The sequence below is a fragment of the Achromobacter sp. 1L-A-4-B-C2 genome, from assembly GCF_057291955.1.
This window is the reverse complement of record NZ_JBXAWP010000003.1, coordinates 830,829-851,481: the sequence shown is the minus strand read 5'-3', so window position 1 is coordinate 851,481 and position 20,653 is coordinate 830,829. Positions and strand designations below refer to the sequence as shown.

Here is a 20,653-nt window from a genome sequence, read left to right as displayed (position 1 = left end):
GCGACGCGATGGCTACATATTAACGCTTAAGTGGCGTTGCATCGGACGCTGAATCCCGCGTCGGTTCCGCTGCCTGGTGGGGTGTGGAACGGGTCGCGGGCAACAGGCGGCCCAGGCTGTCCAGCGTGCCCGGCGCCCAGAAAATCGGGGGCTGGGCGGTGGCCCGGCGTACATGTTGCAGGAACTGCGCGCGCGGTATCGGGCGTGCGCCCAGGCTGGCCAGATGCTGGGTCTGCTGCTGGCAATCGATGCGCTCGACGCCTTGCGCGGCCAGGTAGCGAACCAGGTACGCCAGCGCGATCTTCGACGCGTTAGGGGCGAGCGTAAACATGGATTCGCCAAAGAACATGCGCCCCAGGCTGATGCCGTACAGGCCACCGGCGAGCTCGCCGTCGATCCAGGTTTCGATGCTGTGCACGTAGCCCGCCCGGTGCCATTCGGCATACGCCTGCTGCATGGCGGCGGTGATCCAGGTGCCCGGTTGGCCGTCACGCGGCGCGGCGCATTGCGCCATGACCCTCGAAAACACCGTGTCGACACGCACTTGCACGCGCGGCTGGGCGTCGATTTCCTGCGCTGCGATCTGCCGCAGCAGCTTACGCAGCGAATGGGACGGCGAAAAATCCTTGGTGGCCAGCACCATGCGCGGGTCGGGGCTCCACCACAGCACGGGCTCGCCTTCGGAATACCAGGGAAAGATGCCGTTCGAGTAAGCCTGGATCAGCCTGTCCATCGACAGGTCCGCGCCGGCCGCAAGCAGGCCGTCGGGTTCCGTCAGCGCATATTCCGCTGGCGGAAACGGGGTGTCGACGGCAAGCCAGGGCAGCTTCAACGGTGCGATTCTAGGGTGTAGTGATGGGGCACGAACGCGCCTTGGCGTCGGTCGTCGAAGTAGTGTTGCAAGGTCGTTACCACCGTGCGAAACGCCAGGTCGTCCCAGGGAATGTCGGCTTCGTCGTACCAGCGTGCTTCCAGGCTTTCTGGGCCGGGGTCCAGTTCGGGGCCTAGCGCCTGGGCCAGATAGAACACGTGCACCTGGTCGATCTGCGGCAGGTCGATCATGGTGTAGAGCTCGCCAAGCTGAATGCGCGCGCCGGACTCTTCCAGCGTTTCGCGGGCCGCGCCTTGTGCCGTGCTTTCGCCCAATTCCATGAAACCCGCCGGCAGCGTCCAGGTGTTGTAGCGCGGTTCGATCGCACGGCGGCAGAGCAGTACGCGGTTTTCCCACACGGGCACCGTGCCAACCACCAACCGCGGGTTCTGGTAGTGGATCGCGCCGCAGTGATCGCAGACGTCGCGCTCACGGTTGTCGCCTTCCGGCACCCGGCGGGTGATGGGCGTGGCGCACTGGCTGCAAAAAAGCGAACGGCGGGGGGCGGGGAAGTATTCGATGGACGGTTTCGCGGTCATGGGTAGGATTCTAACGGCTGCGGCGCGCCGTGGCGCGTCCCCCTGGGGTGGCCGGCGCACTGCCGCCAAACCGCTCTTCAAGATGCTCGACAAAAGAGCGGACCTTGGGCGACAGGAAGCGGCGATGCGGATAGATGGCGTACATGGAGATGGGTGTGTGCGCATAGTCGGCCAGCAAGGCCACCAGGCGCCCCGCGCGAATGTCGTCGCCGACCAGGAATTCGGGTTGCAGGATAACGCCGTGGCCCGCCAGCGCCGCCGTGCGCAGTACATCGCCGTTATTGGCGCGCAGCGCTGCGTTCACCCGAACCAGATGCGTCACGCCGTCCTTCTCGAAATGCCATTCATTGCCGGTGCTGGCGTAGGAATAGTGCAGGCAGCGATGCTGCTTCAAGTCTTCCGGGGTGGTCGGCGTGCCGTGCTGCTTCAGGTAGGCCGGCGCCGCGCAGACCAGCAACTGCTGAGGCGCCAGCGGGCGCGCAACCAACGATGAATCCTGAAGCGGACCGATACGCACCGCCACGTCGTAGCCGTCCTCGACCAGATCCACCACGCGGTCGTTCAGGTCCAGGTCGATGATGACGTCGGGATAACGTTGCAGGTATTCGGCAATGGCCGGCCCCAGGTGCAGGATGCCGAACGACACGGGCGCGCTGACGCGCAAACGGCCGCTGGGGCGCTGGCCTTCGGCCTGTAGCGACAGCTCCAGGTCGGCGACTTCCGCCAGGATCGGCCGGACGCGCTCGTAGAAGGCGCGCCCCGCGTCCGTCATGCTGAGTTTGCGGGTGGTGCGGTTCAACAGGCGCACGCCGTACTTCTGTTCCAGGTAGGCGATCTGCCGCGTCACGACCGAACGCGCCTGGCCCATCTTGTCGGCGGCTGCCGCGAACGGGCCAAGCTCGACGACCTTGGCGTAGGTCTGCATGGCGGTGTGAGTGTCCAAGATTGTTTCCTATCGGGGAACAATAATTTGCAATTCTGCCTATTTATCTTTGTTTTTGGAATCGTAAGAATGGCGGCCTGATGCATCGTCCGGTCTTGGACGATCCGCGCTACCCAGAAGGATTTGCCATGATCGATACCCGTACCGCTCCCTATGCCGCGCTGTTACTGCGCGTGGCGCTTGGCGTCATGTTCCTGGCCCACGGCCTGACCAAGCTGCTGGTCTTCACGCTGCCCGGCACCGCCCAGTTCTTCGCCAAGATCGGCTTTGCCGGCTGGCTGGCCTATCCGGTCACGTTCTTTGAAGTGGGCGCGGGCGTGCTGCTTATCCTGGGCATCGTGCCCCGCTGGGTGGCGGCCATTGCGGTGGTGCAGTTGTTCGTAGCGTCGACCGTGCACTTTGGCAACGGCTGGGGCTTTGGCAACGCGGGCGGCGGCTGGGAATATCCCATCTTCCTGACCGTGGCGGCCGCCGTGCTGATGCTGCTGGGCGATGGCAAATTTGCCCTGGTCAAAAGCGGCCGGGGCTGATTCCCGCAACGCCTTGTGTTGCCAGGTAGCCGCCCCGTGTTGCCCCGCCGCAGTTCTGGCGCTACGCGGCCGGATTTGGCTCGAAGCCCAGGCGGCGCGCCACCTCCTGCCGCGTGATCGCGCGCAGCGGCGCGGGGGCGTAGGCGCCCGGCCATGACACGGTGATCTCAGCGTCAGGCGCCAAGCTTGCCAGGGCGTCCAGGACCGGCGCGCCGTCCTTGGCCGACAGTTTTTCCAGTAGGGCGGGCAGATCACGGTCCAGCACCAGCCCGGCGCCCGCCGGCGTGGACGCATATAGCTGGCCGCCATCGTCCAGCCACCAGGCGCTGACGGCGTCGACCGCCGCATCCGTGTGCGTGCGCAACCCGTGATTGTCGTCGTTCAGGCGCAGCACGAAGGGCGCGCCATCCAGCCGCACGAACACGCGTTGCGGGCCGTTCTGGAAAAACCAGCGGCCCGCGTCATCGTGTTCATAATTCCGATTCATGAAATCCAGGATCTGGGCATTGGTGATGGATTCGCCCGGCCCGCCTTGCGCAGCCTGCCCCTGCGGATGCAGTCGCCAGCGCCCACGCCCGTCCAGCGACAGCCAGCCATACACGGCCGGCACGTTGGGCCAGCGGGCAATGGCGTCCTTTACCGATTGATCCATGTTCAGGGCCGGATGATGATTGAAGGCGGGGTGATGACGATGGCAGGCGCGGGCATCGGCATCACGACCTGCGGCGCGGCGTAATAGCCTTCGCGATAGTCATCGCGGCACTTGCGCTTTTCCTGATATTCGCCGTTGCGCTTCCATTTGCGCTCGACCTTGCACGCGCCATCCCAGTACTTTTCTTTGTACTCACGCCCATGGCGATGATGATGGCGGTCGGAGTCGGCTTCGGCCGCTATCGGCGCCAACGTCAACATCGCGGCGGCGGACAGGGCAAGCACGGGGGAACGAGCGCGAAAATTCAGAATGCGGTGCATAGTGTCGACGTCAATGGAAAACGGCGTCACCTTAGCAATCATTCGATTGTCAGCGCGTAGGGATGCGTAACGAGATGCTGGGGGGAGGGGGGAAAGATGCTGGAGGCGCAAGCCGGAATCGAACCGACGTACACGGATTTGCAATCCGCTGCATAACCACTCTGCCATTGCGCCAGCACTTGCAAGAAAAAAGGAAGCGCGGTGTTGGCCGATGCTTCCTTCTTGTATTTGGAGCGGGAGACGAGTCTCGAACTCGCGACCTCAACCTTGGCAAGGTTGCGCTCTACCAACTGAGCTACTCCCGCGGGGTACTGCTTACAGCCATTGCTTATGCTGTATTCCTGCTTTGCCGAAGGAAATTCCTGTTGGAACCGCCACCGGTTTTGGTGAAGTTTGAGAAGCTTTTCTCAAAGGCCGTGTCCACCAAAGACAGCGATTATACACAGAATTTCAGGCTTGTGTAGCGGGGCGCGTGGGGCGAAGAAAAAAAGCGTCGGGCCCGGTTTCCGCGCCTATCGCCGAGGCAAAACCCGGCCCATGGGCGTCATGGTCGAACGTGCGGGGATTGCGGCGTTCCGAGCTGGGCGCCGCGCCATAGACCGCGCGGTAGGTCTTGCTGAAATGGCAAGGCGATTGAAATCCGCATGCGGTGGTGATGTGGGTGATCGACATCGGCGTCTGCCGCAGCAGTGCCCGCGCATGCCGCAGGCGCAGGCTCAGATAATGTTGCTTGGGCGTCGTACCCAGGTGCTCGCGGAACAGGCGTTGCAGTTGCCGCTGCGATGCGCCCGACAATTGCGCCAGTTCCTCCAGCGACAGCGGCTCTTTCAGATTGACCTCCATCAGCGCGATGACCTCTGCCAGCGCGGGATGCGAGGCGGGCATGCGAATCGACGTCGGCATGCGTTGCCTGTCCTTGTGGTCGCGCACGTGCCCGATGGTGAATTGGTTAGCGATCAGCGCGACGATGGCGGGTCCCACGGATTCGCCCACCAGGTTAAGCATCATGTCCAGCGGCGCGGTGCCGCCTGTACAGGTGATGCGGTCGCGATCGATAACGAACAGCTTGTGCGACAGCCTGCTATGCGGAAATTCGCTGCGCAGCGCGACCAGGTCTTCCCAGTGCATGGCGCAGGTATAGCCGTTGAGCAGACCGGCCTGCATCAGCGTGTGCGCGCCGGTGCACAGGCTGCCCAACGTGACGTCGCACGCCGCCAGGCGCCGCAGCCAGTCTCGCGTGGCCGGGTCGTTGTCCACGCGGTTGCGCTTGCCGCCGCAAACGAACACGGCGTCGGGCAAAGTGGCCTCGTCCAGCACGTCGGCGTGCACCTGCAAGCCATTGCTGGCCGTGACGGGCCCGCATGACGGCGCTACCACCGACCAACGGTAATACTGCCGGCCCAACAGGTGGTTGGCCATGCGCAGCACTTCAATCGCTGTCGAGAACGACAGCATCGTGAACTGCGGCAAGGGCAGGAAACCGAAGTGGCGCAAGTGCCGGCGATCACGGTTCGGCGAACGTGCAGTCATGGCTAGGCTCCTTGGTAGGAATACACGGACTGAATGCCGGTACTGACCTTCCGGCAGTTGACCGTTGCAATCGTAGGCCAGCCGGACGCGTCTGCCCTTAGGAACAATACGAAAATTGCAGAGGATTACGACATATGCCTTTGCGCGCTGTGCGACCCCCTGTCGCAATCGGACAAGATGTGGTCCGGTTCAGATAACAGTGCACATGACCTTTAAGAAAGAATGCTTCACAGGCCCCGCTTACGCCGGATTCTTGAACGTCATTGCTCCTTCAGGCAGGTCGACATGTTCCAGTCTTCATCCCCGTTCTTCTCATCGCCGCTCGACAAGCGCGATCCCGTCGTGATGGCCATGCAGGACCGGGAACTGCGCCGCCAGCAAACCCAGATCGAGCTGATCGCGTCCGAAAACCTGGTGTCGCGCGCCGTGTTGCAAGCGCAGGGTTCGGTGCTGACCAACAAGTACGCCGAAGGCTACGTCGGCCGGCGCTATTACGGCGGCTGCGACCACGTGGACGAGGTCGAGTCGCTGGCGCTGCTGCGCGTACGCGAACTGTTTCACGCCGACTACGCCAACGTGCAACCGCATTCCGGCGCGCAGGCCAACGGCGCGGTGATGCTGGCGCTGCTGGAACCCGGCGACACCGTGCTGGGCATGTCGCTGGATGCCGGCGGGCACCTGACCCACGGCGCACGGCCGGCAATGTCGGGCAAGTGGTTCAACGCGGTGCAGTACGGCGTGCGCCGGGAAGACAGCCTGATCGATTACGACGAGGTCCGGCGACTGGCGCTGGAGCATCGGCCCAAGCTCATCATCGCGGGGTTTTCCGCCTACCCCAGGCAGCCGGACTTTGCCCGCTTTCGCCAGATCGCCGACGAGGCCGGCGCCATGCTGATGGTCGACATGGCGCATATCGCGGGCCTGGTGGCGGCGGGCAGGCACCCCAGCCCGGTGCCGCACGCACATGTCGTCACGTCCACCACGCACAAGACCCTGCGCGGCCCGCGCGGCGGCTTCATCCTGACCAATGACGGCGCCATCGCCAAGAAGATCAATTCCGCCGTGTTTCCCGGCTTGCAGGGCGGACCCCTGATGCACGTGGTGGCGGCCAAGGCGGTGGCCTTCGGCGAGGCGCTGCATACGGACTTCAAACGCTACATCGACCGCGTGCTGGCAAACGCCGACGTGCTGGGCGACGTGCTGCGTGAAGGCGGCATCGACCTGGTTTCCGGCGGCACCGACAACCACCTGCTGCTGCTCGACCTGCGTTCCAAGGGGCTGACCGGCGCGCATGTCGAGCGCACGCTGGAACGCGCCGGCATCACGTGCAACAAGAACGGCATTCCGTTCGACACGCAAAAGCCGTCGGTCACTTCCGGCATCCGGCTGGGCACGCCGGCCGCCACCTCGCGCGGGTTTGGCGAAGACGAGTTTCGCGCCGTGGGCGAAATGATCGTGCATGTCGTGGACATGCTGGCCACCAGCCCCGACGAACACGAAGCAACCGAACGACGCATTCGAGCTGAAGTCCACGCGCTGTGCCAGCGCCATCCCATCTACTAAGCGGCACAACATCGGGGGGGAAATCCCATGGCTACGCTGCATCAGAAAAGCATGGTTATCGACGGCCTGATCATCTCGAAATGGGACCGGTCCGTTTTTGAAGACATGAAGCAAGGCGGCCTGACCGCGGCCAACTGCACGGTGTCGGTGTGGGAAGGGTTCGAGCAAACGGTCTCGAACATTGCCGCCATGAAAGCCCTGATCCGCGCCAACGACGATCTGGCCACGTTGGTGCGCACCACGGACGATATCCGCCGCGCCAAGCGCGACGGCAAGACGGGCATCATTCTTGGCTTTCAGAACGGCCAGGCGTTCGAAGACAATCTGGGCGCCATCGAAGCTTTTGCCGACATGGGCGTGCGCGTGGTCCAGCTTTGCTACAACACGCAGAACCTGATCGGCACCGGCTGCTATGAGCGCGACGGCGGCTTGTCCGGTTACGGCCGCGAAGTCATCGCCGAGATGAACCGCGTCGGCATCATGGTTGACCTGTCGCACGTGGGCGCCCAAACCTCCGAAGAAGCGATCCTGGCATCGACCCGGCCCGTTTGCTATTCGCACTGCCTGCCGGCGGGCCTGAAAGAACACCCGCGCAATAAAAGCGACGCGCAACTGCGGTTTATCGCGGAACGCGGCGGCTTCATCGGCGTGACGATGTTCCCGCCGTTCCTCAAGCGCGGCGTGCAAGCCACGGTGGACGACTACGTCGAAGCCATCGGCTACGTCGTGAATCTGGTGGGCGAAGACGCGGTGGGCATCGGCACCGATTTCACCCAAGGCTACGGACAGCCGTTTTTTGATTGGCTGACGCATGACAAGGGCCGGTACCGCCGGCTGACGGACTTCGGTGCCATCCGCAACCCCGAAGGCATCCAGACGATAGGCCAATTTCCCAACCTAACCGATGCGATGCAGCGCGCGGGCTGGAGCGAAATCTACATCCGAAAAATACTGGGCGAAAACTGGCTGCGCGTGTTTGGCGACGTCTGGCCTGCCGACGCGCCGGCGGCTTAAGGAGCAACCAACATGAATCCCCAGCTTCCGATCGACGTCAACGAACAGACGGGCGTGTGGAGCACGGACGGCATGCCGATGCTGTATGTGCCGCGCCATTTCTTCATCAACAACCACACGGCGGTAGAGGCGGCGTTGGGCCGGGAGGCCTATGCGCGCATTCTGTACGACGCCGGGCACCGCTCGGCCTACCACTGGTGCAATGAAGAGTCGCGCGAGCATCGCCTGAGCGGGCTGGCGGTTTATGAACACTACCTGATGCGGCTGTCGCAGCGCGGCTGGGGGCTGTTCCGGCTGACGGACGCGGACCCCACCGCGATGACGGCGCGCATCGTGCTGCGCCATTCCGCATTCGTGCTGGGCCAGCCCCAGGGCGAGGGCAAGCGCTGCCACATGTTTTCCGGATGGTTCGCGGGGGCGATGGACTGGGTGGCCGACCAGCACGGCGGCGCCACGCGCGCCCAGTGCGTGGAAAGCCAATGCGCCGCCGAAGGGCACGCGCACTGCGAGTTCACCGTTAGCCCCATCACCTGAGGCCGGCATGCGTTATCCCCACCTGTTTGCGCCACTGACGCTGAACCGCCTGGTGCTGCGCAATCGCATCGTCAGCACCGCGCACGCCGAAGTGCACGCGGACCCGGGCGGTTTGCCGGGCGACCGCTACATTGCCTACTACGAAGAAAAGGCCAAGGGCGGCCTTGGCCTGGCCATCTGCGGCGGCTCCAGCCCCGTGTCGCTGGATAGCCCGCAAGGGTGGTGGCGGTCGGTCAACCTGACCACCGACCGCGTCATCGAACCGTTGGCCAGACTTAGCGAAGCCATGCATCGCCACGGCGCCAAGGTGATGATCCAGGCAACGCACATGGGCCGGCGTTCGGCATGGCACGGGGAGCATTGGCCGCACTTGCTGTCGCCGTCCGGTGTGCGCGAGCCCGTGCATCGGGGCAACGCCAAGACGATTGAAGTCGAAGAGATCGGCCGCATCATCAGCGACTTTGCCGCCGCGGCAAAGCGGGTGCAGCAGGCCGGCATGGACGGCATCGAGATATCCGCCGCGCACCAGCATCTGATCGACCAGTTCTGGAGCCCGCGCACCAACTTTCGCACCGACGCCTATGGCGGCAGCTTGCGCAACCGCCTGCGCTTCGGGCTGGACGTGCTGCACGCCGTGCGCGAGGCGGTCGGCGCCGATTTCTGCGTGGGCCTGCGCATGTGCGGCGACGAATTCCACGACGATGGGCTCGACCACGAGGCGCTGCGCGAAATTGCCCAGGCCATGGCGGACACCGGCCTGATCGATTACCTGGGCGTCATCGGCTCCGGTGCCGACACGCACAATTCCCTGGCCAACTGCATGCCGCCGATGGCGTTGCCCCCCGAACCCTTCGCCCACCTGGCGGCCGGCATCAAGTCGGTAGTGCGGATACCGGTGATGCACGCGCAAAGCATCCGCGACGCGGTGCAGGCCGAGCGGTTGCTGGCAGCCGGCCATGCGGACCTGGTGGGCATGACGCGCGCGCATATCGCTGACCCGCATCTGGTCGTGAAGATCCGCGACGACCGCGAAGACGAGATCAAACAATGCGTGGGCGCGAACTACTGTATCGACAGGCAGTACGACGGGCTGGACGTGCTGTGCATCCAGAACGCGGCAACGGCTCGTGAAGAAACCATGCCGCACGTGATCGCGCGATCGCGCGGCGTGGAGCGAAAAGTGGTGGTGGTTGGCGCCGGGCCCGCGGGCATGGAAGCCGCGCGCGTGTGCGCCGAGCGCGGGCATGAAGTCGTGCTGTTTGAACGCGCCGCCGCCATTGGCGGCCAGATTCTGCTGGCGGCCAAGGCGCCGCAGCGCGAACAGATGGACGGCATCGTGCGGTGGTTCGCGCTGGAGCTCAAGCGCCTGGGTGTGGACTGCCGCCTGGGCGCGCTGGCAACCGAAGAAATGGTGTTGGCGCAGCGCCCGGATATTGTTGTGTTGGCCACGGGCGGACTCAGCCACGTTTACGAGCACCAGGGCTGGGGCGTGGCGCGCGGGCTGGCCGTGAGCTCCTGGGACATACTTTCCGGGCAGGTCGAGCCCGCGAAAAACGTGTTGGTGTACGACGGCGTCAGCACCCACGCGGGGGCAGGGGTAGCCGACTTCCTGGCCAGCCGGGGTGCGCACGTCGAGATCGTTACGCCCGACACCAAGGTGGCCGAGGACGTGGGCGGCACCACGTTCCCGATCTTCTACCGCCGCCTGTATGCGCAGCAGGTCGTGATGACGCCCAACCACTGGCTTGAACGCGTCAGTGCGGAAGGCGACAAGAAGGTGGCGCTGCTGCGCAACGAATACACCGAAGATCGCGAAGAGCGCGTGGTGGATCAGGTGGTCATTGAAAACGGCATCGTGCCCAATGACGCGCTGTACGGCATGCTCAAGCGCAAGTCCGTCAACATGGGCCAGACCGACCTGCACGCCTTGTATGCGGCCGACCCGCAGCCCGCGCTGGGCCAGCCTCTGGGCGACGGCCGTTTCCTGCTGTTTCGGGTGGGCGACTGCGTCTCGATGCACAACATCCACGCCGCCATTTATGACGCATTGCGGCTGTGCAAGGACTTTTGACCATGGAACAGTTTGCCGTCGTGGTTACCGCACTGTTCTGGGTGTCGCTGCTTGGGGTCTGCGTCGGCGGGTGGCGGCGGGCTGCCTTGTGGCGCGTGGGCCGGGCCGCGCCGGTGCGCTGGCTGGATTTGTTGGCGGTGCCCAAGCGCTATTTTGTCGACCTGCATCGCGTGGTGGCGCGCGACCCGTACATCGCCCGGACTCATGTGGCGACGGCGGGCGGCGCGGTCGCGGCCATGGTGCTGGTGGCCATCAACTACGGCCTGGCCCTGTACTCGCCCGTGTTGGATATGGCCATTGCCGTGGCCGCCCTGGTGATGCTGGGCGGGCTGATATTCGTCTGGCACCGCCGTCGCAAACCGCCCAAGCGCCTGTCGCGCGGCCTGTGGGACCGCCTGCCCTGGATGCTGGGCGCGTTGGCGCTGGGCCTGTTGCTGCTGGGCGGCGTGTCCGCGCCCTGGCTGGCGGGCGCGGCCGGCCTGGGCACCGTGGCGCTGCTGGCGCTGGGCGCCTGGGAGCTGACGGTTGGCATGGCGCGTGGCGGTCCCATGAAACATGCGCTGGCCGGCCTGCTGCACCTGGCTTTTCACCCCCGGCCCGAACGCTTCGGCCGCGCGTTGCCCGGCCAGAAGGCGGCCCTGCGCCCGCTGGCGCTGGGCGGCGACCCGACGGCCGAGCCCCTGGGCGTGGGCAAACCGGCCGCCTTCGCCTGGAACCAACTGCTAAGTTTCGATGCGTGCGTGCAGTGCGGCAAGTGCGAAGCCGCGTGTCCCGCCTTTGCCGCCGGGCAACCGCTGAACCCCAAGAAGTTGATACAGGACATGGTCGTCGGCATGGCGGGTGGGTCGGACGCCGCCTATACCGGCAGCCCCATGCCGGGTGTGCCCGTCGGCGCACGCGAAGGCGCGGCGGACAAACCGCTAGTGCCCGGCCTGGTGGCGGCCGAGACGCTGTGGGCCTGCACCACGTGCAGGGCCTGCGTACACGAATGCCCCATGCTGATCGAACACGTGGACGCCGTGATCGATATGCGTCGCCAGCAGACGTTGCAGCACGGCGCCGCGCCCGGGACGGCGCCCACCGTCCTGGCCAACCTGCGCGAGACCGGTACGGCAGGCGGCTATGACCTGGGCGCGCGCCACCACTGGGCGGTGGACCTGAACGTGCCGTGGATACAGCCGGACCAGGCCGTGGACGTGCTGCTGATCGTCGGCGAGGGCGCCTTCGGACTGCGATACCAACGCAGCCTGCGCGCGCTGGTCAAGGCGATGCACGCGGGCGGCGTGGATTTCGCGGTGCTGGGCGACCGCGAGACCGACACCGGCGACATTGCCCGTCGGTTGGGGGACGAAGCCACGTTCCAGGTGCTGGCCACGCGCCTGATCCAGACGCTGGCGGGCCTGAGCTTTACGCGCATCGTCACGGCCGACCCGCACATCCTGCACAGCCTGCGCAATGAATATCCCGCGCTGGGCGGCCTGTACCAGGTGCAGCATCACACCAGCCTGCTTGCCGAACTGGCGGACGCCGGGCGGCTGCGATTCAAGCCGGCTGACGACGCGCGCATCCTGACGTATCACGACCCCTGCTACCTGGGCCGCTACAACGGTGAAACCGAGGCGCCGCGCAAGTTGTTGCGCCGACTGGGCCTGCGTATCAACGAAATGGAACGCCATGGCTTGAACGCGCGCTGCTGCGGCGCGGGCGGGGGAGCGGCGTTGACGGATATTCCCGGCGAGCGCCGCATTCCCGACATCCGCATCCAGGACGCGCGCGATACCGGCGCGAGCCTGGTGGCGGTGGCCTGTCCCAATTGCACGGCCATGCTGGAGGGCGTGGTCGGCCCCCGCCCCGACGTGCGAGACATCGCCGAACTTGTCGCCGACGCCTTGGAGGCATGATGAACCCGATCCGCAGAATCGACCCGCGCAGGCAGTACACCGTGGCGCCTTCGGGTATTCGCCGCCTGGTGCTTGGCGCCGACCCCTCGGGCGATGCCATTGGCCGGCAAGCGCGCACCGTGCACAAGCCGGTACGCGCCACCGAAGCGTTGCGCTGCGTGCTGGCGGTGGCGCACAGCGATCGCGGGCAGCTGGATGCCCACGCTTGCCAAGCGGTGGCGGCCGCCGCACTGCTGGCCGCGCACGACACCTGGGTCCACCTGCTGGTGTTTGGAGAATTCCAGGGTGATGCCGCCGACTTGGGCGCGGACAGGCTGACCGTCATTGCCGCGCCGCCTGCCTATGCGCCCGACGCCGAACTGGCCGTGGTGCTGGCGCTGATGGAGCGCGACCGCCCGCTGCACGTCTTCCTGCCCGACAACGGGCTGCCCGACGGCGACCTGGGCCGACGCCTGGCCGCCGCCACGCGCGACACGGTCGCCACGCACGTCGTGGAACTGAGCCGCGACGGAGTGGCCAGCCCGTATCGCCAGGTGGCCGTGGGACGTGGCGCCTTCGGCCGCGCGGCATCGACGCCGGTCGCGTCGGCTCACGTCGGCCTGTCGCGGTCGCCGAGCGTGCCGAACCCGCCGACCCTGCCCACCCCCCAACACACGGGTCCAAGACGCACGCGTCGCGCGTTGCCCCGCATCGTGTTGCTGGCCCCGGACGCCGTCGATGATCGCTTGCCCTTCGTGGGCCACGGAGAAGCCGCTCGCGTCATGCCGCTACCGATGACATCGGCCTACCGTGACCATGGCACGCGCACGCTGCCCGCCACGGAAGTGGACCTGGAAGAGGCCGACCTGATCGTGTCCGCGGGTAACGGCATGCGCGACCTGGAAGGCTTTCATGCGCTGGCCGATGAGCTTGGCGCGGCCATCGGCGCCAGCCGCGTGGCCGTGGATGACGGGCGATTCGCGCGGGGCCAGCAGATCGGCGCAACGGGAAAAACCGTCAGCGCCAGCGCCTATCTGGCGTTCGGCATATCGGGCGCGGTGCAGCATCTGCAAGGCATCAAAGACTGCCGCCATGTGATTGCGATCAACCTGGACGCCGCCGCGCCGCTGGTCCGGCGCGCCGACCTCAGCATCATCGACGATACCCAACGCGTGGCGCGGGCGCTGCTCGCCCGCGTCAAGCAGGCGCGAGGCGCGCATCGTCATCGTGAGGCTCCCGATGGCTGACCTGCGCATTGCGGTACTGGTATCGGTTGGCGCGCACCCGGTCAGCGGGGCGGCCCGCTTCAGCCGCAATGACGCGTTGGCCCTGGCCTTGGCGCGGACGATGGCAAGCGGCGACGCCAACGTTGACGTTGTCCATGCCGGCAACCCTGCCGATCCGGCGCTGCGCGACTACCTGGCGTTGGGCGCGCCGACGGTCCATGCCATCGACGTGCCGCCGGGGCGCGACGTTGCGGAGGCATTGGCCGAGTACGTGCGCGGGTACGACCTGGTGCTGTGCGGCACGCGCGCGGAAAGCGGCGACGGCAGCGGCCTGTTGCCCTATCTGGTGGCGCAGAAACGGCACCTGCCTTTGTTGCCCGCCGTGCTGTCGGCCCGCATCGACGCGGGCAGCGTCGTCACGCAGCAATGCCTGCCCAAAGGGCGGCGGCGGGAAGTGGCCGCAACCCTGCCCGCGGTGGTGGCCGTGCATCCGCTGGCGGCGTTCGACGTGCGGCACGTCTATGCGCAAGAGCGCGCCGGGCAGGTGACGACGCACGTGCCCAAAGTTCCGGCCGCGGCGCTGGCCGCCACGCGCATCGAGGCCGCCACGGGCAGCCCGCGCAAGTTGGCGGCGCGTGAATCGCGGTCGGGGCGCGCGCGCCTGCTGGCGGCCATCACGATGGAAAGCCGTGGCGGCACAGTCATCACCGAAGGAACCCCCGACGAAAAGGCGCAGGCGGTCATTGACTACCTGCGCACCCACAGCCTGATCGACTACTGAGGTGGAACATGACCATCATCCAGCAGGTTTGCGCGGTGCGACCCCCTATCGATGCATCGCTACGCAACCTGATCGCCGCGCGCCGGCCGGGCTATAGCCTGGACGCCGACTTCTATCTGAGTCCGGCCGTGTACGACATGGACATGGAAGCCATCTTCGGCCGGCACTGGCTGTTCGTGGCGGTTGAGCCCGATATCCCCGAGCCCGGCGATTACCTCGCCGTCGACATCGGCCGGCAGTCCGTGGTGCTGGTGCGCGACGACGACGGGCAGGTGCGCGGCTATCACAACGTCTGCCGGCATCGCGGCGCGCGCCTGTGCGTGACGCCGCAAGGTTCGGTCGGCAATCTGGTCTGTTCCTACCACCAGTGGACCTACACCTTGAACGGCAAGCTGGCCTACGCCGAACACATGGGCGAAGACTTCGACAAAAGCCTCTACAGCCTGAAGCCTGTCCGCGTGGAAACCTTGAGCGGCCTGATCTTTGTCTGCCTGAGCCCGGACGCGCCCGACGACTTCGAGATGATGCGCGCGCAGGTGGAACCTTATCTGCGGCCCCATCAACTGCGCGAAACCAAGGTCGCCGCGCAGATCGATATCGTCGAAGACTGCAACTGGAAGCTCACGATGGAGAACAACCGCGAGTGCTACCACTGCGCCGTCAACCATCCCGAACTGACCGTCTCGCTGTTCGAGTTTGGCTACGGCTACCAGCCCTCGCTGTCCAACGCCGCGCAAATGGATCAGTTCGAGCAAATGTCGGCCGCGCGTTGCCGCGAATGGGAAGCCGCCGGCCTGCCTAGCGCCGAGCGCGAAGCGCTGGATAGCTGCGTGACGGGCTATCGGGTGCGGCGCCTGCCGCTGGATCTGGCCGGCGAGTCGCAGACGCTGGACGGCAACGCGGCCTCGAAGAAACTGTTGGGAACCCTGACGCGCCGCGACCTGGGCGGCTTGTCGCTGTGGACGCAGCCCAACGCGTGGTTCCACTTCATGAGCGACCACATCGTCGCGTTCTCGGCGCTGCCGCTGGGGCCGGAAAAGACCCTGGTGCGCACGCGCTGGCTGGTGCACAAGGACGCGGTGGAAAACGTGGATTACGACGTCCAGAACCTGACGGCCGTGTGGCGGGCCACCAATGCACAGGACCGTGCGCTGGTCGAGATCTCGCAGCAAGGTGTGCGCAGCCCCGCGTACCAGCCCGGGCCGTATTCGCCGTTTACCGAAAGCCTGGTCGACAAGTTCTGCAACTGGTATGTCGGCCGCCTGGCGGCCCATTATCTGGATTAAGAGACCGCCATGCCGCACGCGCTTTTACGTATTCATCAGCCGGAATTCTGGCAGCGGCTGCCTTCCCCGTGGGACTGCGACATCGAAGAAACCCTGCTGTGCTGCCAAGTTCGGCAAGAGACCGCCGACGTCAAGAGCTTCTATTTCCGCTCGCGCGCGGGCCATGCGTTTCAGTTTTCGCCGGGGCAGTTTTTGACGTTTGAGCTGGATATCGACGGCGAACGCCTGAACCGTTGCTACACGATATCGTCGCCGCCGACGCGGCCGCATACCCTGTCCATCACCGTCAAGCGTGTGCCGGGCGGCAAGGCGTCGAACTGGCTGCATGACTGCCTGGAGGTGGGCGACCCGTTGCGCGTGCTGGGTCCGGCGGGCGTGTTTTCGTCCGCCTTGCATCCGGCCGAGCGATATCTGTTCCTGTCGGCCGGGTCGGGCATTACGCCGTTGATGTCCATGGCGCGCACCCATCGCGACCTTTGCGACGACCGCGACACGGTTTTCGTGCATAGCGCCCGCACGCCCGACGACATCATCTTCGGCCGCGAAATTGCGCTGTTTGCCGCCAGCCAGCGCCACTTTCGCGCGCACTTCATCTGCGAAAGCCTGGGCGAGCACACCGGATGGCACGGCTTGACCGGCCGCTTGAGCCTGCCCTTGCTGGAATTGATTGCGCCTGATTTCCGGCAGCGCGAGATCTTCGTCTGCGGCCCCGCGCCGTATATGCAGGCGGTAAGCCAGATGCTGCGCACGGTGGGCTTCGACATGGCGCGTCATCACGAAGAGAGCTTCTCGTTTGAAACGCTGTCTGATGCGGCGACGGCGCGCAATGAGGCGTCGCCGCCGAACCCGCCCAGGGCCGCCGATGCCGCCACAGATGCCGCCACAGATGCCGCCACAGATACCGCCACGGACAGCACCACCTATAGCATCCGCTTCCAGCAAAGCGACCGCACCATTGCCTGCGCGGCCGACCAGCCGTTGCTGGAGGCCGCGCGCGCTGCCGGATTGCGGATGGCGGCTTCCTGCACCCAGGGCTTGTGCGGCACGTGCAAGGTGCGGCTGCTGGAAGGCAACGTCAACATGCAGCACCAGGGCGGTATCCGGCAACGCGAAATCGATCAGGGCATGGTGTTGCTATGCTGCAGCCGGCCGTTAAGCAATTTGCTCATCGACAAATGAAGAGGGGGCCAATACCCATGCCTATGCACGCAGCGTCCGCGCGCATTGCCGACCCGTCCTGGCCGGTGCTTGAGGCGCCCGCCGTCGAGCCCGGCCAGGTGCATTTCGGCTTTTTGCTGTTGCCCAATTTTTCGATGATCGCGTTTTCGGGCGCGGTGGAAGTCCTGCGCATGGCCAACTACGTCAGCCGCCGCGAACTCTACCGCTGGTCGGTCATGACGCTGGATGGCGCGGCGGTGCAAGCCAGCAACCGGCTGCCGATCCGGCCCTTGCCCTCACGGGGGCTGGTGGACGACTGGGATGCGCTGATCGTCTGCGGCGGCCTCCAGGTGCAGGACCAGGTGACTGAACCCGTCATCAAAGTGCTTCACAGCGCCGCCCGCCAAGGCGTGGCGCTGGGCGGCATCTGCACCGGCAGCTACGCGCTGGTCAAGGCCGGCCTGATGACCGGGTATCGCTGCGCCATGCACTGGGAAAACCTGTATGCCGTGCGCGAGGAGTTTCCCGCTGTCGAGCTGACCGAAGAACTCTTCGTCATCGACCGCGACCGCATGACCAGTTCCGGCGGCACCGCGCCGATCGATCTGATGCTGGGCATCACCGCCGAACGCTTCGGACCCGAACTGGCGCAGGGCGTGTCCGAACAGTTCATGCTGGAACGGATCCGCCTGCCGTCGGAACGGCAGCACATTCCGATGGTGGCCCGCGTGGGATTCAACCGCCAGGAACTGCTGAACGTCGCGCAGCTGATGGAGGAGCATATCGAAGACCCGCTGTCGTTCAGGCAGATCGCCGTCCAGATCGGGCTGTCGCAACGCCAGCTGCAACGCATGTTCAAGTACTACCTGGGCATGTCGCCCATGCGCTATTACCTGTGGTTGCGCCTGCTGCGCGCGCGCGAACTGCTGCTTCAGACCCACATGACCATCATGGGCGTGACCGTGGCCTGCGGGTTTCAGTCGCCTTGCCATTTCAGCAAGGCGTACCGCGCCCGCTTCGGGCGTTCGCCCAGCAGCGAGCGCAGGCAGGCGCTGGATTAGCCCGGGCTCAGGCGGACAGCATCGCGTGCGGGTCGATCACGAATTTCTTCGGGGCGCCCGCGTCAAACGCCGCATAGCCGTCCGGCGCGGCGTCCAGCGTGATGACCTGCACGCCCACGACTTCCGCGATGTTGATGCGGTCCCACAAGATGGCCTGCATCAGCGCGCGGTTGTATTTCAGCACCGGCGTTTGGCCCGTGTGAAAGCTGTGCGCCTTGGCCCAGCCCAGGCCGAAGCGCACTGACAGGCTGCCGCGGCGCGCGGCGGGATCGTTCGCGCCGGGGTCGTCGGTAACGTACAGCCCGGGAATGCCAATGCGGCCCGCCACCCGGGTCACGTCCATCAGCGCGTTCAACACGGCGGCCGGCGCTTCCGCCTGCGACCCGGTCGAGCCATGCCCGCGCGCTTCAAAGCCGACGGCGTCGATGGCGCAATCCACTTCCGGGGTGCCCAGCAGCGTGGCGATCTGCACGCCCAGCGGCGCGTCCAACGACAGGTCCGCCGTTTCGAAGCCGACCTTGCGTGCGTGTTGCAGCCGCTGGCGATTCATGTCGCCCACGATGACCACCGCCGCGCCCAGTAGCCGCGCGGACGCGGCGGCGGCCATGCCGACCGGGCCGGCGCCGGCCACGTATACCGTGCTGCCCGGGCCTACGCCCGCGCTGACGGCACCGTGGAAACCGGTGGGCAGGATGTCCGACAGGCAGGTCAGGTCGCGGATCTTGGCCATGGCCTGATCGCGGTCCGGAAACCGCAGCAGGTTGAAATCGGCATACGGCACCATGACGAATTCGGCCTGTCCGCCGATCCAGTCGCCCATGTCCACATACCCATAGGCGCCGCCCGCGCGCGCCGGGTTGACGGTCAGGCAAACGCCGGTGTCCTGTTCCTTGCACGTGCGGCAGCGTCCGCACGCCACGTTGAAGGGAACCGACACCAGGTCGCCCACCGCCAGCGTTTCCACGTCGCGGCCCACTTCAATGACCTCTCCGGTGATCTCGTGGCCCAGCACCAGGCCCGTTTGCGCGGTCGTGCGGCCGCGCACCATGTGCTGGTCCGAGCCGCAGATGTTGGTGGAGACCACCTTCAGGATGACGCCGTGTTCGATCTTGCGTCCCCGCGGGTCCTCCAGTTTGGGAAAGCTGATCGACTGCACTTCGACCCGCCCGTCGCCCACGTACACCACGCCTCTGTTCGCTGCCATGACTGCGTCTCCCTGCCGGCCGGGCCGGATCAATGCGGACCGGTGCCCGCCACCGCCAGATTTTGGCAAGCCGCAATGCCGTCAACCTTGACGCGTGCGACATGAAGCAGCCGGTATGCGCCAGCGGGCGCCTGGGCGGCGGGCTTGTCGGAATCAGGCAAGTTCATGGCCGACGCGGCACGTCATGGCCGGCGCCTTCAGAGAAAAATGGATCACCGTCTAGGAGCCACGATGAGCCGCTATTCCCTGTTCAGCCTGATCCGCAATGGCTTTTCAAACCACGAACGCTGGCCGCGCGCCTGGCGCAGCCCGGACCCCCGGCCCGCCTACGACATCGTGGTGGTCGGCGGCGGGGGCCATGGGCTGGCCACGGCGTACTACCTGGCCAAGGAGCACGGGCTAAAGAACATCGCCGTGCTTGAAAAGGGCTGGGTGGGCGGCGGCAATACCGCGCGCAACACCACGATCGTGCGATCCAACTACCTGTGGGATGAATCGTCCCAGCTGTATGAAAAATCGATGCAGCTGTGGGAAGGGCTGTCGCAGGAGCTCAACTACAACGTCATGTTCAGCCAGCGCGGCGTGATGAACCTGGCGCACACGCTGCAAGACGTGCGCGATACGCAGCGGCGTATCACTGCCAACCGCTACAACGGCATCGACGGAGAATGGCTGACCCCCGCGCAGGTCAAGGAAATTGTTCCCGCCATCAACCTGGACTGCCGCTACCCCGTGCTGGGCGCGTCGTTCCAGCGGCGCGGCGGCGTGGCGCGGCACGACGCGGTGGCGTGGGGGTACGCGCGCGCGGCGGACCGGCTGGGCGTGGACATCATTGAAAACTGCGCGGTCACGGGGATACGTCGCGAAGACGGTCAGGTGCGCGGCGTGGAAACGGCACGCGGCTTCATCCAGGCGGGCAAGGTTGCCGTCGTGGCCGCGGGCCATTCCAGCGTGATTGCCGACATGGCGGGCCTGCGGCTGCCCTTGGAAAGCCATCCGCTGCAAGCGCTGGTGTCCGAGCCGCTCAAGCCCGTGCTGGACACCGTCGTGATGTCCAACGCGGTGCACGCGTATATCAGCCAGTCGGACAAGGGCGATCTCGTGATCGGCGCGGGCATCGACCAGTACGTGGGCTATGGGCAGCGCGGCAGCTTCCACCTGATCGAAAGCACCTTGCAGGCGATTGTCGAGATGTTCCCGGCATTCAGCCGCGTGCGCATGAACCGCCAGTGGGGCGGCATCGTGGACGTGTCGCCCGACGCCTGCCCCATCATTTCAACGACGCCCATCAAGGGGCTGTACTTCAACTGCGGCTGGGGCACGGGCGGCTTCAAGGCCACTCCGGGGTCGGGATGGGTCTTTGCCTACACGGTGGCCAACAACGCGCCGCATCGGCTGAACGCCCCGTTTTCGCTGGACCGCTTCCATACCGGCCACTTGATCGACGAACACGGCGCGGCCGCCGTCGCGCATTGATTGCGGAGCTTACC

The 20,653-nt window shown here is 65.8% G+C and carries 20 protein-coding genes and 2 tRNA genes; 12 read left to right on the top strand and 10 right to left on the bottom strand.

The window, feature by feature from the left end:
- Positions 1-19: 19 nt before the first annotated feature.
- Genes aat through AC0Z35_RS17375 form a run of 3 tightly spaced genes read right to left on the bottom strand, consistent with a single transcriptional unit; the run spans position 20 to position 2,353 of the window.
- The gene (aat, locus tag AC0Z35_RS17385) at positions 20-832 is read right to left on the bottom strand and encodes a leucyl/phenylalanyl-tRNA--protein transferase (protein ID WP_082134372.1); all 813 of its coding nucleotides are present in this window, start codon (positions 830-832) and stop codon (positions 20-22) included.
- Entirely contained in the window at positions 829-1,410 is a 582-nt protein-coding gene (locus tag AC0Z35_RS17380) for an NUDIX hydrolase (RefSeq protein WP_046803466.1), read from the bottom strand. The genes aat and AC0Z35_RS17380 overlap by 4 nt, the downstream gene beginning before the upstream one ends.
- A gap of 10 nt (positions 1,411-1,420) precedes the next feature.
- The gene (locus AC0Z35_RS17375) at positions 1,421-2,353 is read right to left on the bottom strand and encodes a LysR family transcriptional regulator (protein WP_485132225.1); all 933 of its coding nucleotides are present in this window, start codon (positions 2,351-2,353) and stop codon (positions 1,421-1,423) included.
- A gap of 128 nt (positions 2,354-2,481) precedes the next feature.
- Between AC0Z35_RS17375 and AC0Z35_RS17370 the strand changes: the two genes are divergently transcribed.
- The gene (locus AC0Z35_RS17370) at positions 2,482-2,883 is read left to right on the top strand and encodes a DoxX family protein (RefSeq protein ID WP_046803545.1); all 402 of its coding nucleotides are present in this window, start codon (positions 2,482-2,484) and stop codon (positions 2,881-2,883) included.
- A 61-nt stretch (positions 2,884-2,944) separates the two neighbouring features.
- Here AC0Z35_RS17370 and AC0Z35_RS17365 read toward each other — a convergent pair whose 3' ends face one another.
- From AC0Z35_RS17365 to AC0Z35_RS17345, 5 genes are all read right to left on the bottom strand, one after another.
- Positions 2,945-3,535, bottom strand: a complete 591-nt coding sequence (locus AC0Z35_RS17365) for a DUF2946 family protein (protein ID WP_485132226.1) — start codon at positions 3,533-3,535, stop codon at positions 2,945-2,947.
- Between the two features lie 2 nt (positions 3,536-3,537).
- A complete protein-coding gene (locus tag AC0Z35_RS17360; protein ID WP_104143678.1) occupies positions 3,538-3,855 on the bottom strand; it encodes a hypothetical protein in 318 nt (105 codons plus the stop codon).
- Positions 3,856-3,955: 100 nt separating this feature from the next.
- Positions 3,956-4,029, bottom strand: a tRNA-Cys gene (locus tag AC0Z35_RS17355).
- A gap of 55 nt (positions 4,030-4,084) precedes the next feature.
- Positions 4,085-4,160, bottom strand: a tRNA-Gly gene (locus tag AC0Z35_RS17350).
- Positions 4,161-4,305: 145 nt separating this feature from the next.
- Complete coding sequence (locus AC0Z35_RS17345; RefSeq protein WP_104143555.1) at positions 4,306-5,385, bottom strand: GlxA family transcriptional regulator; 1,080 nt, start codon at positions 5,383-5,385, stop codon at positions 4,306-4,308.
- Between the two features lie 285 nt (positions 5,386-5,670).
- Between AC0Z35_RS17345 and glyA the strand changes: the two genes are divergently transcribed.
- The 10 genes from glyA to AC0Z35_RS17295 are packed head-to-tail and all read left to right on the top strand — an operon-like array spanning position 5,671 to position 17,959.
- The gene (glyA, locus tag AC0Z35_RS17340) at positions 5,671-6,948 is read left to right on the top strand and encodes a serine hydroxymethyltransferase (protein WP_046803461.1); all 1,278 of its coding nucleotides are present in this window, start codon (positions 5,671-5,673) and stop codon (positions 6,946-6,948) included.
- A gap of 27 nt (positions 6,949-6,975) precedes the next feature.
- Positions 6,976-7,962, top strand: coding sequence for a dipeptidase (locus tag AC0Z35_RS17335; protein WP_485132227.1), 987 nt, complete (start codon positions 6,976-6,978; stop codon positions 7,960-7,962).
- A 12-nt stretch (positions 7,963-7,974) separates the two neighbouring features.
- The gene (locus AC0Z35_RS17330) at positions 7,975-8,496 is read left to right on the top strand and encodes a DUF5943 domain-containing protein (RefSeq protein ID WP_485132228.1); all 522 of its coding nucleotides are present in this window, start codon (positions 7,975-7,977) and stop codon (positions 8,494-8,496) included.
- A gap of 7 nt (positions 8,497-8,503) precedes the next feature.
- Positions 8,504-10,567 carry an NADH:flavin oxidoreductase gene (locus AC0Z35_RS17325; RefSeq protein ID WP_120154040.1) on the top strand — a complete coding sequence of 688 codons (2,064 nt, stop codon included), beginning with the start codon at positions 8,504-8,506 and terminating at the stop codon, positions 10,565-10,567.
- 2 nt (positions 10,568-10,569) lie between these two features.
- Positions 10,570-12,468, top strand: a complete 1,899-nt coding sequence (locus AC0Z35_RS17320; RefSeq protein WP_485132229.1) for a (Fe-S)-binding protein — start codon at positions 10,570-10,572, stop codon at positions 12,466-12,468.
- Entirely contained in the window at positions 12,468-13,694 is a 1,227-nt protein-coding gene (locus AC0Z35_RS17315; protein WP_485132230.1) for an electron transfer flavoprotein subunit alpha/FixB family protein, read from the top strand. Before AC0Z35_RS17320 ends, AC0Z35_RS17315 begins: the two co-directional genes overlap by 1 nt.
- Positions 13,687-14,454, top strand: coding sequence for an electron transfer flavoprotein subunit beta/FixA family protein (locus tag AC0Z35_RS17310; protein ID WP_485132231.1), 768 nt, complete (start codon positions 13,687-13,689; stop codon positions 14,452-14,454). The genes AC0Z35_RS17315 and AC0Z35_RS17310 overlap by 8 nt, the downstream gene beginning before the upstream one ends.
- Positions 14,455-14,462: 8 nt before the next feature.
- Positions 14,463-15,740 (top strand): aromatic ring-hydroxylating oxygenase subunit alpha, encoded by a 1,278-nt coding sequence (locus AC0Z35_RS17305; RefSeq protein WP_485132232.1) that lies wholly within the window; start codon positions 14,463-14,465, stop codon positions 15,738-15,740.
- A 9-nt stretch (positions 15,741-15,749) separates the two neighbouring features.
- Positions 15,750-16,919, top strand: a complete 1,170-nt coding sequence (locus AC0Z35_RS17300; protein WP_104143568.1) for an FAD-binding oxidoreductase — start codon at positions 15,750-15,752, stop codon at positions 16,917-16,919.
- A 17-nt stretch (positions 16,920-16,936) separates the two neighbouring features.
- Positions 16,937-17,959, top strand: coding sequence for a GlxA family transcriptional regulator (locus AC0Z35_RS17295; protein WP_082134371.1), 1,023 nt, complete (start codon positions 16,937-16,939; stop codon positions 17,957-17,959).
- A gap of 7 nt (positions 17,960-17,966) precedes the next feature.
- On the opposite strand, the gene fdhA is transcribed toward AC0Z35_RS17295, so the two are convergent.
- Together fdhA and AC0Z35_RS17285 are read right to left on the bottom strand one after the other, a co-directional pair.
- Positions 17,967-19,163, bottom strand: a complete 1,197-nt coding sequence (gene fdhA / locus AC0Z35_RS17290; RefSeq protein ID WP_104143571.1) for a formaldehyde dehydrogenase, glutathione-independent — start codon at positions 19,161-19,163, stop codon at positions 17,967-17,969.
- A gap of 29 nt (positions 19,164-19,192) precedes the next feature.
- Positions 19,193-19,330, bottom strand: coding sequence for a hypothetical protein (locus AC0Z35_RS17285; RefSeq protein WP_319309111.1), 138 nt, complete (start codon positions 19,328-19,330; stop codon positions 19,193-19,195).
- Between the two features lie 64 nt (positions 19,331-19,394).
- Here AC0Z35_RS17285 and AC0Z35_RS17280 point away from each other — a divergent pair, with 64 nt between their 5' ends.
- On the top strand, positions 19,395-20,639 hold the full coding sequence (locus AC0Z35_RS17280) for a sarcosine oxidase subunit beta family protein (RefSeq protein ID WP_046803451.1): 1,245 nt from the start codon (positions 19,395-19,397) through the stop codon (positions 20,637-20,639).
- The last annotated feature ends 14 nt before the right edge of the window (positions 20,640-20,653 follow it).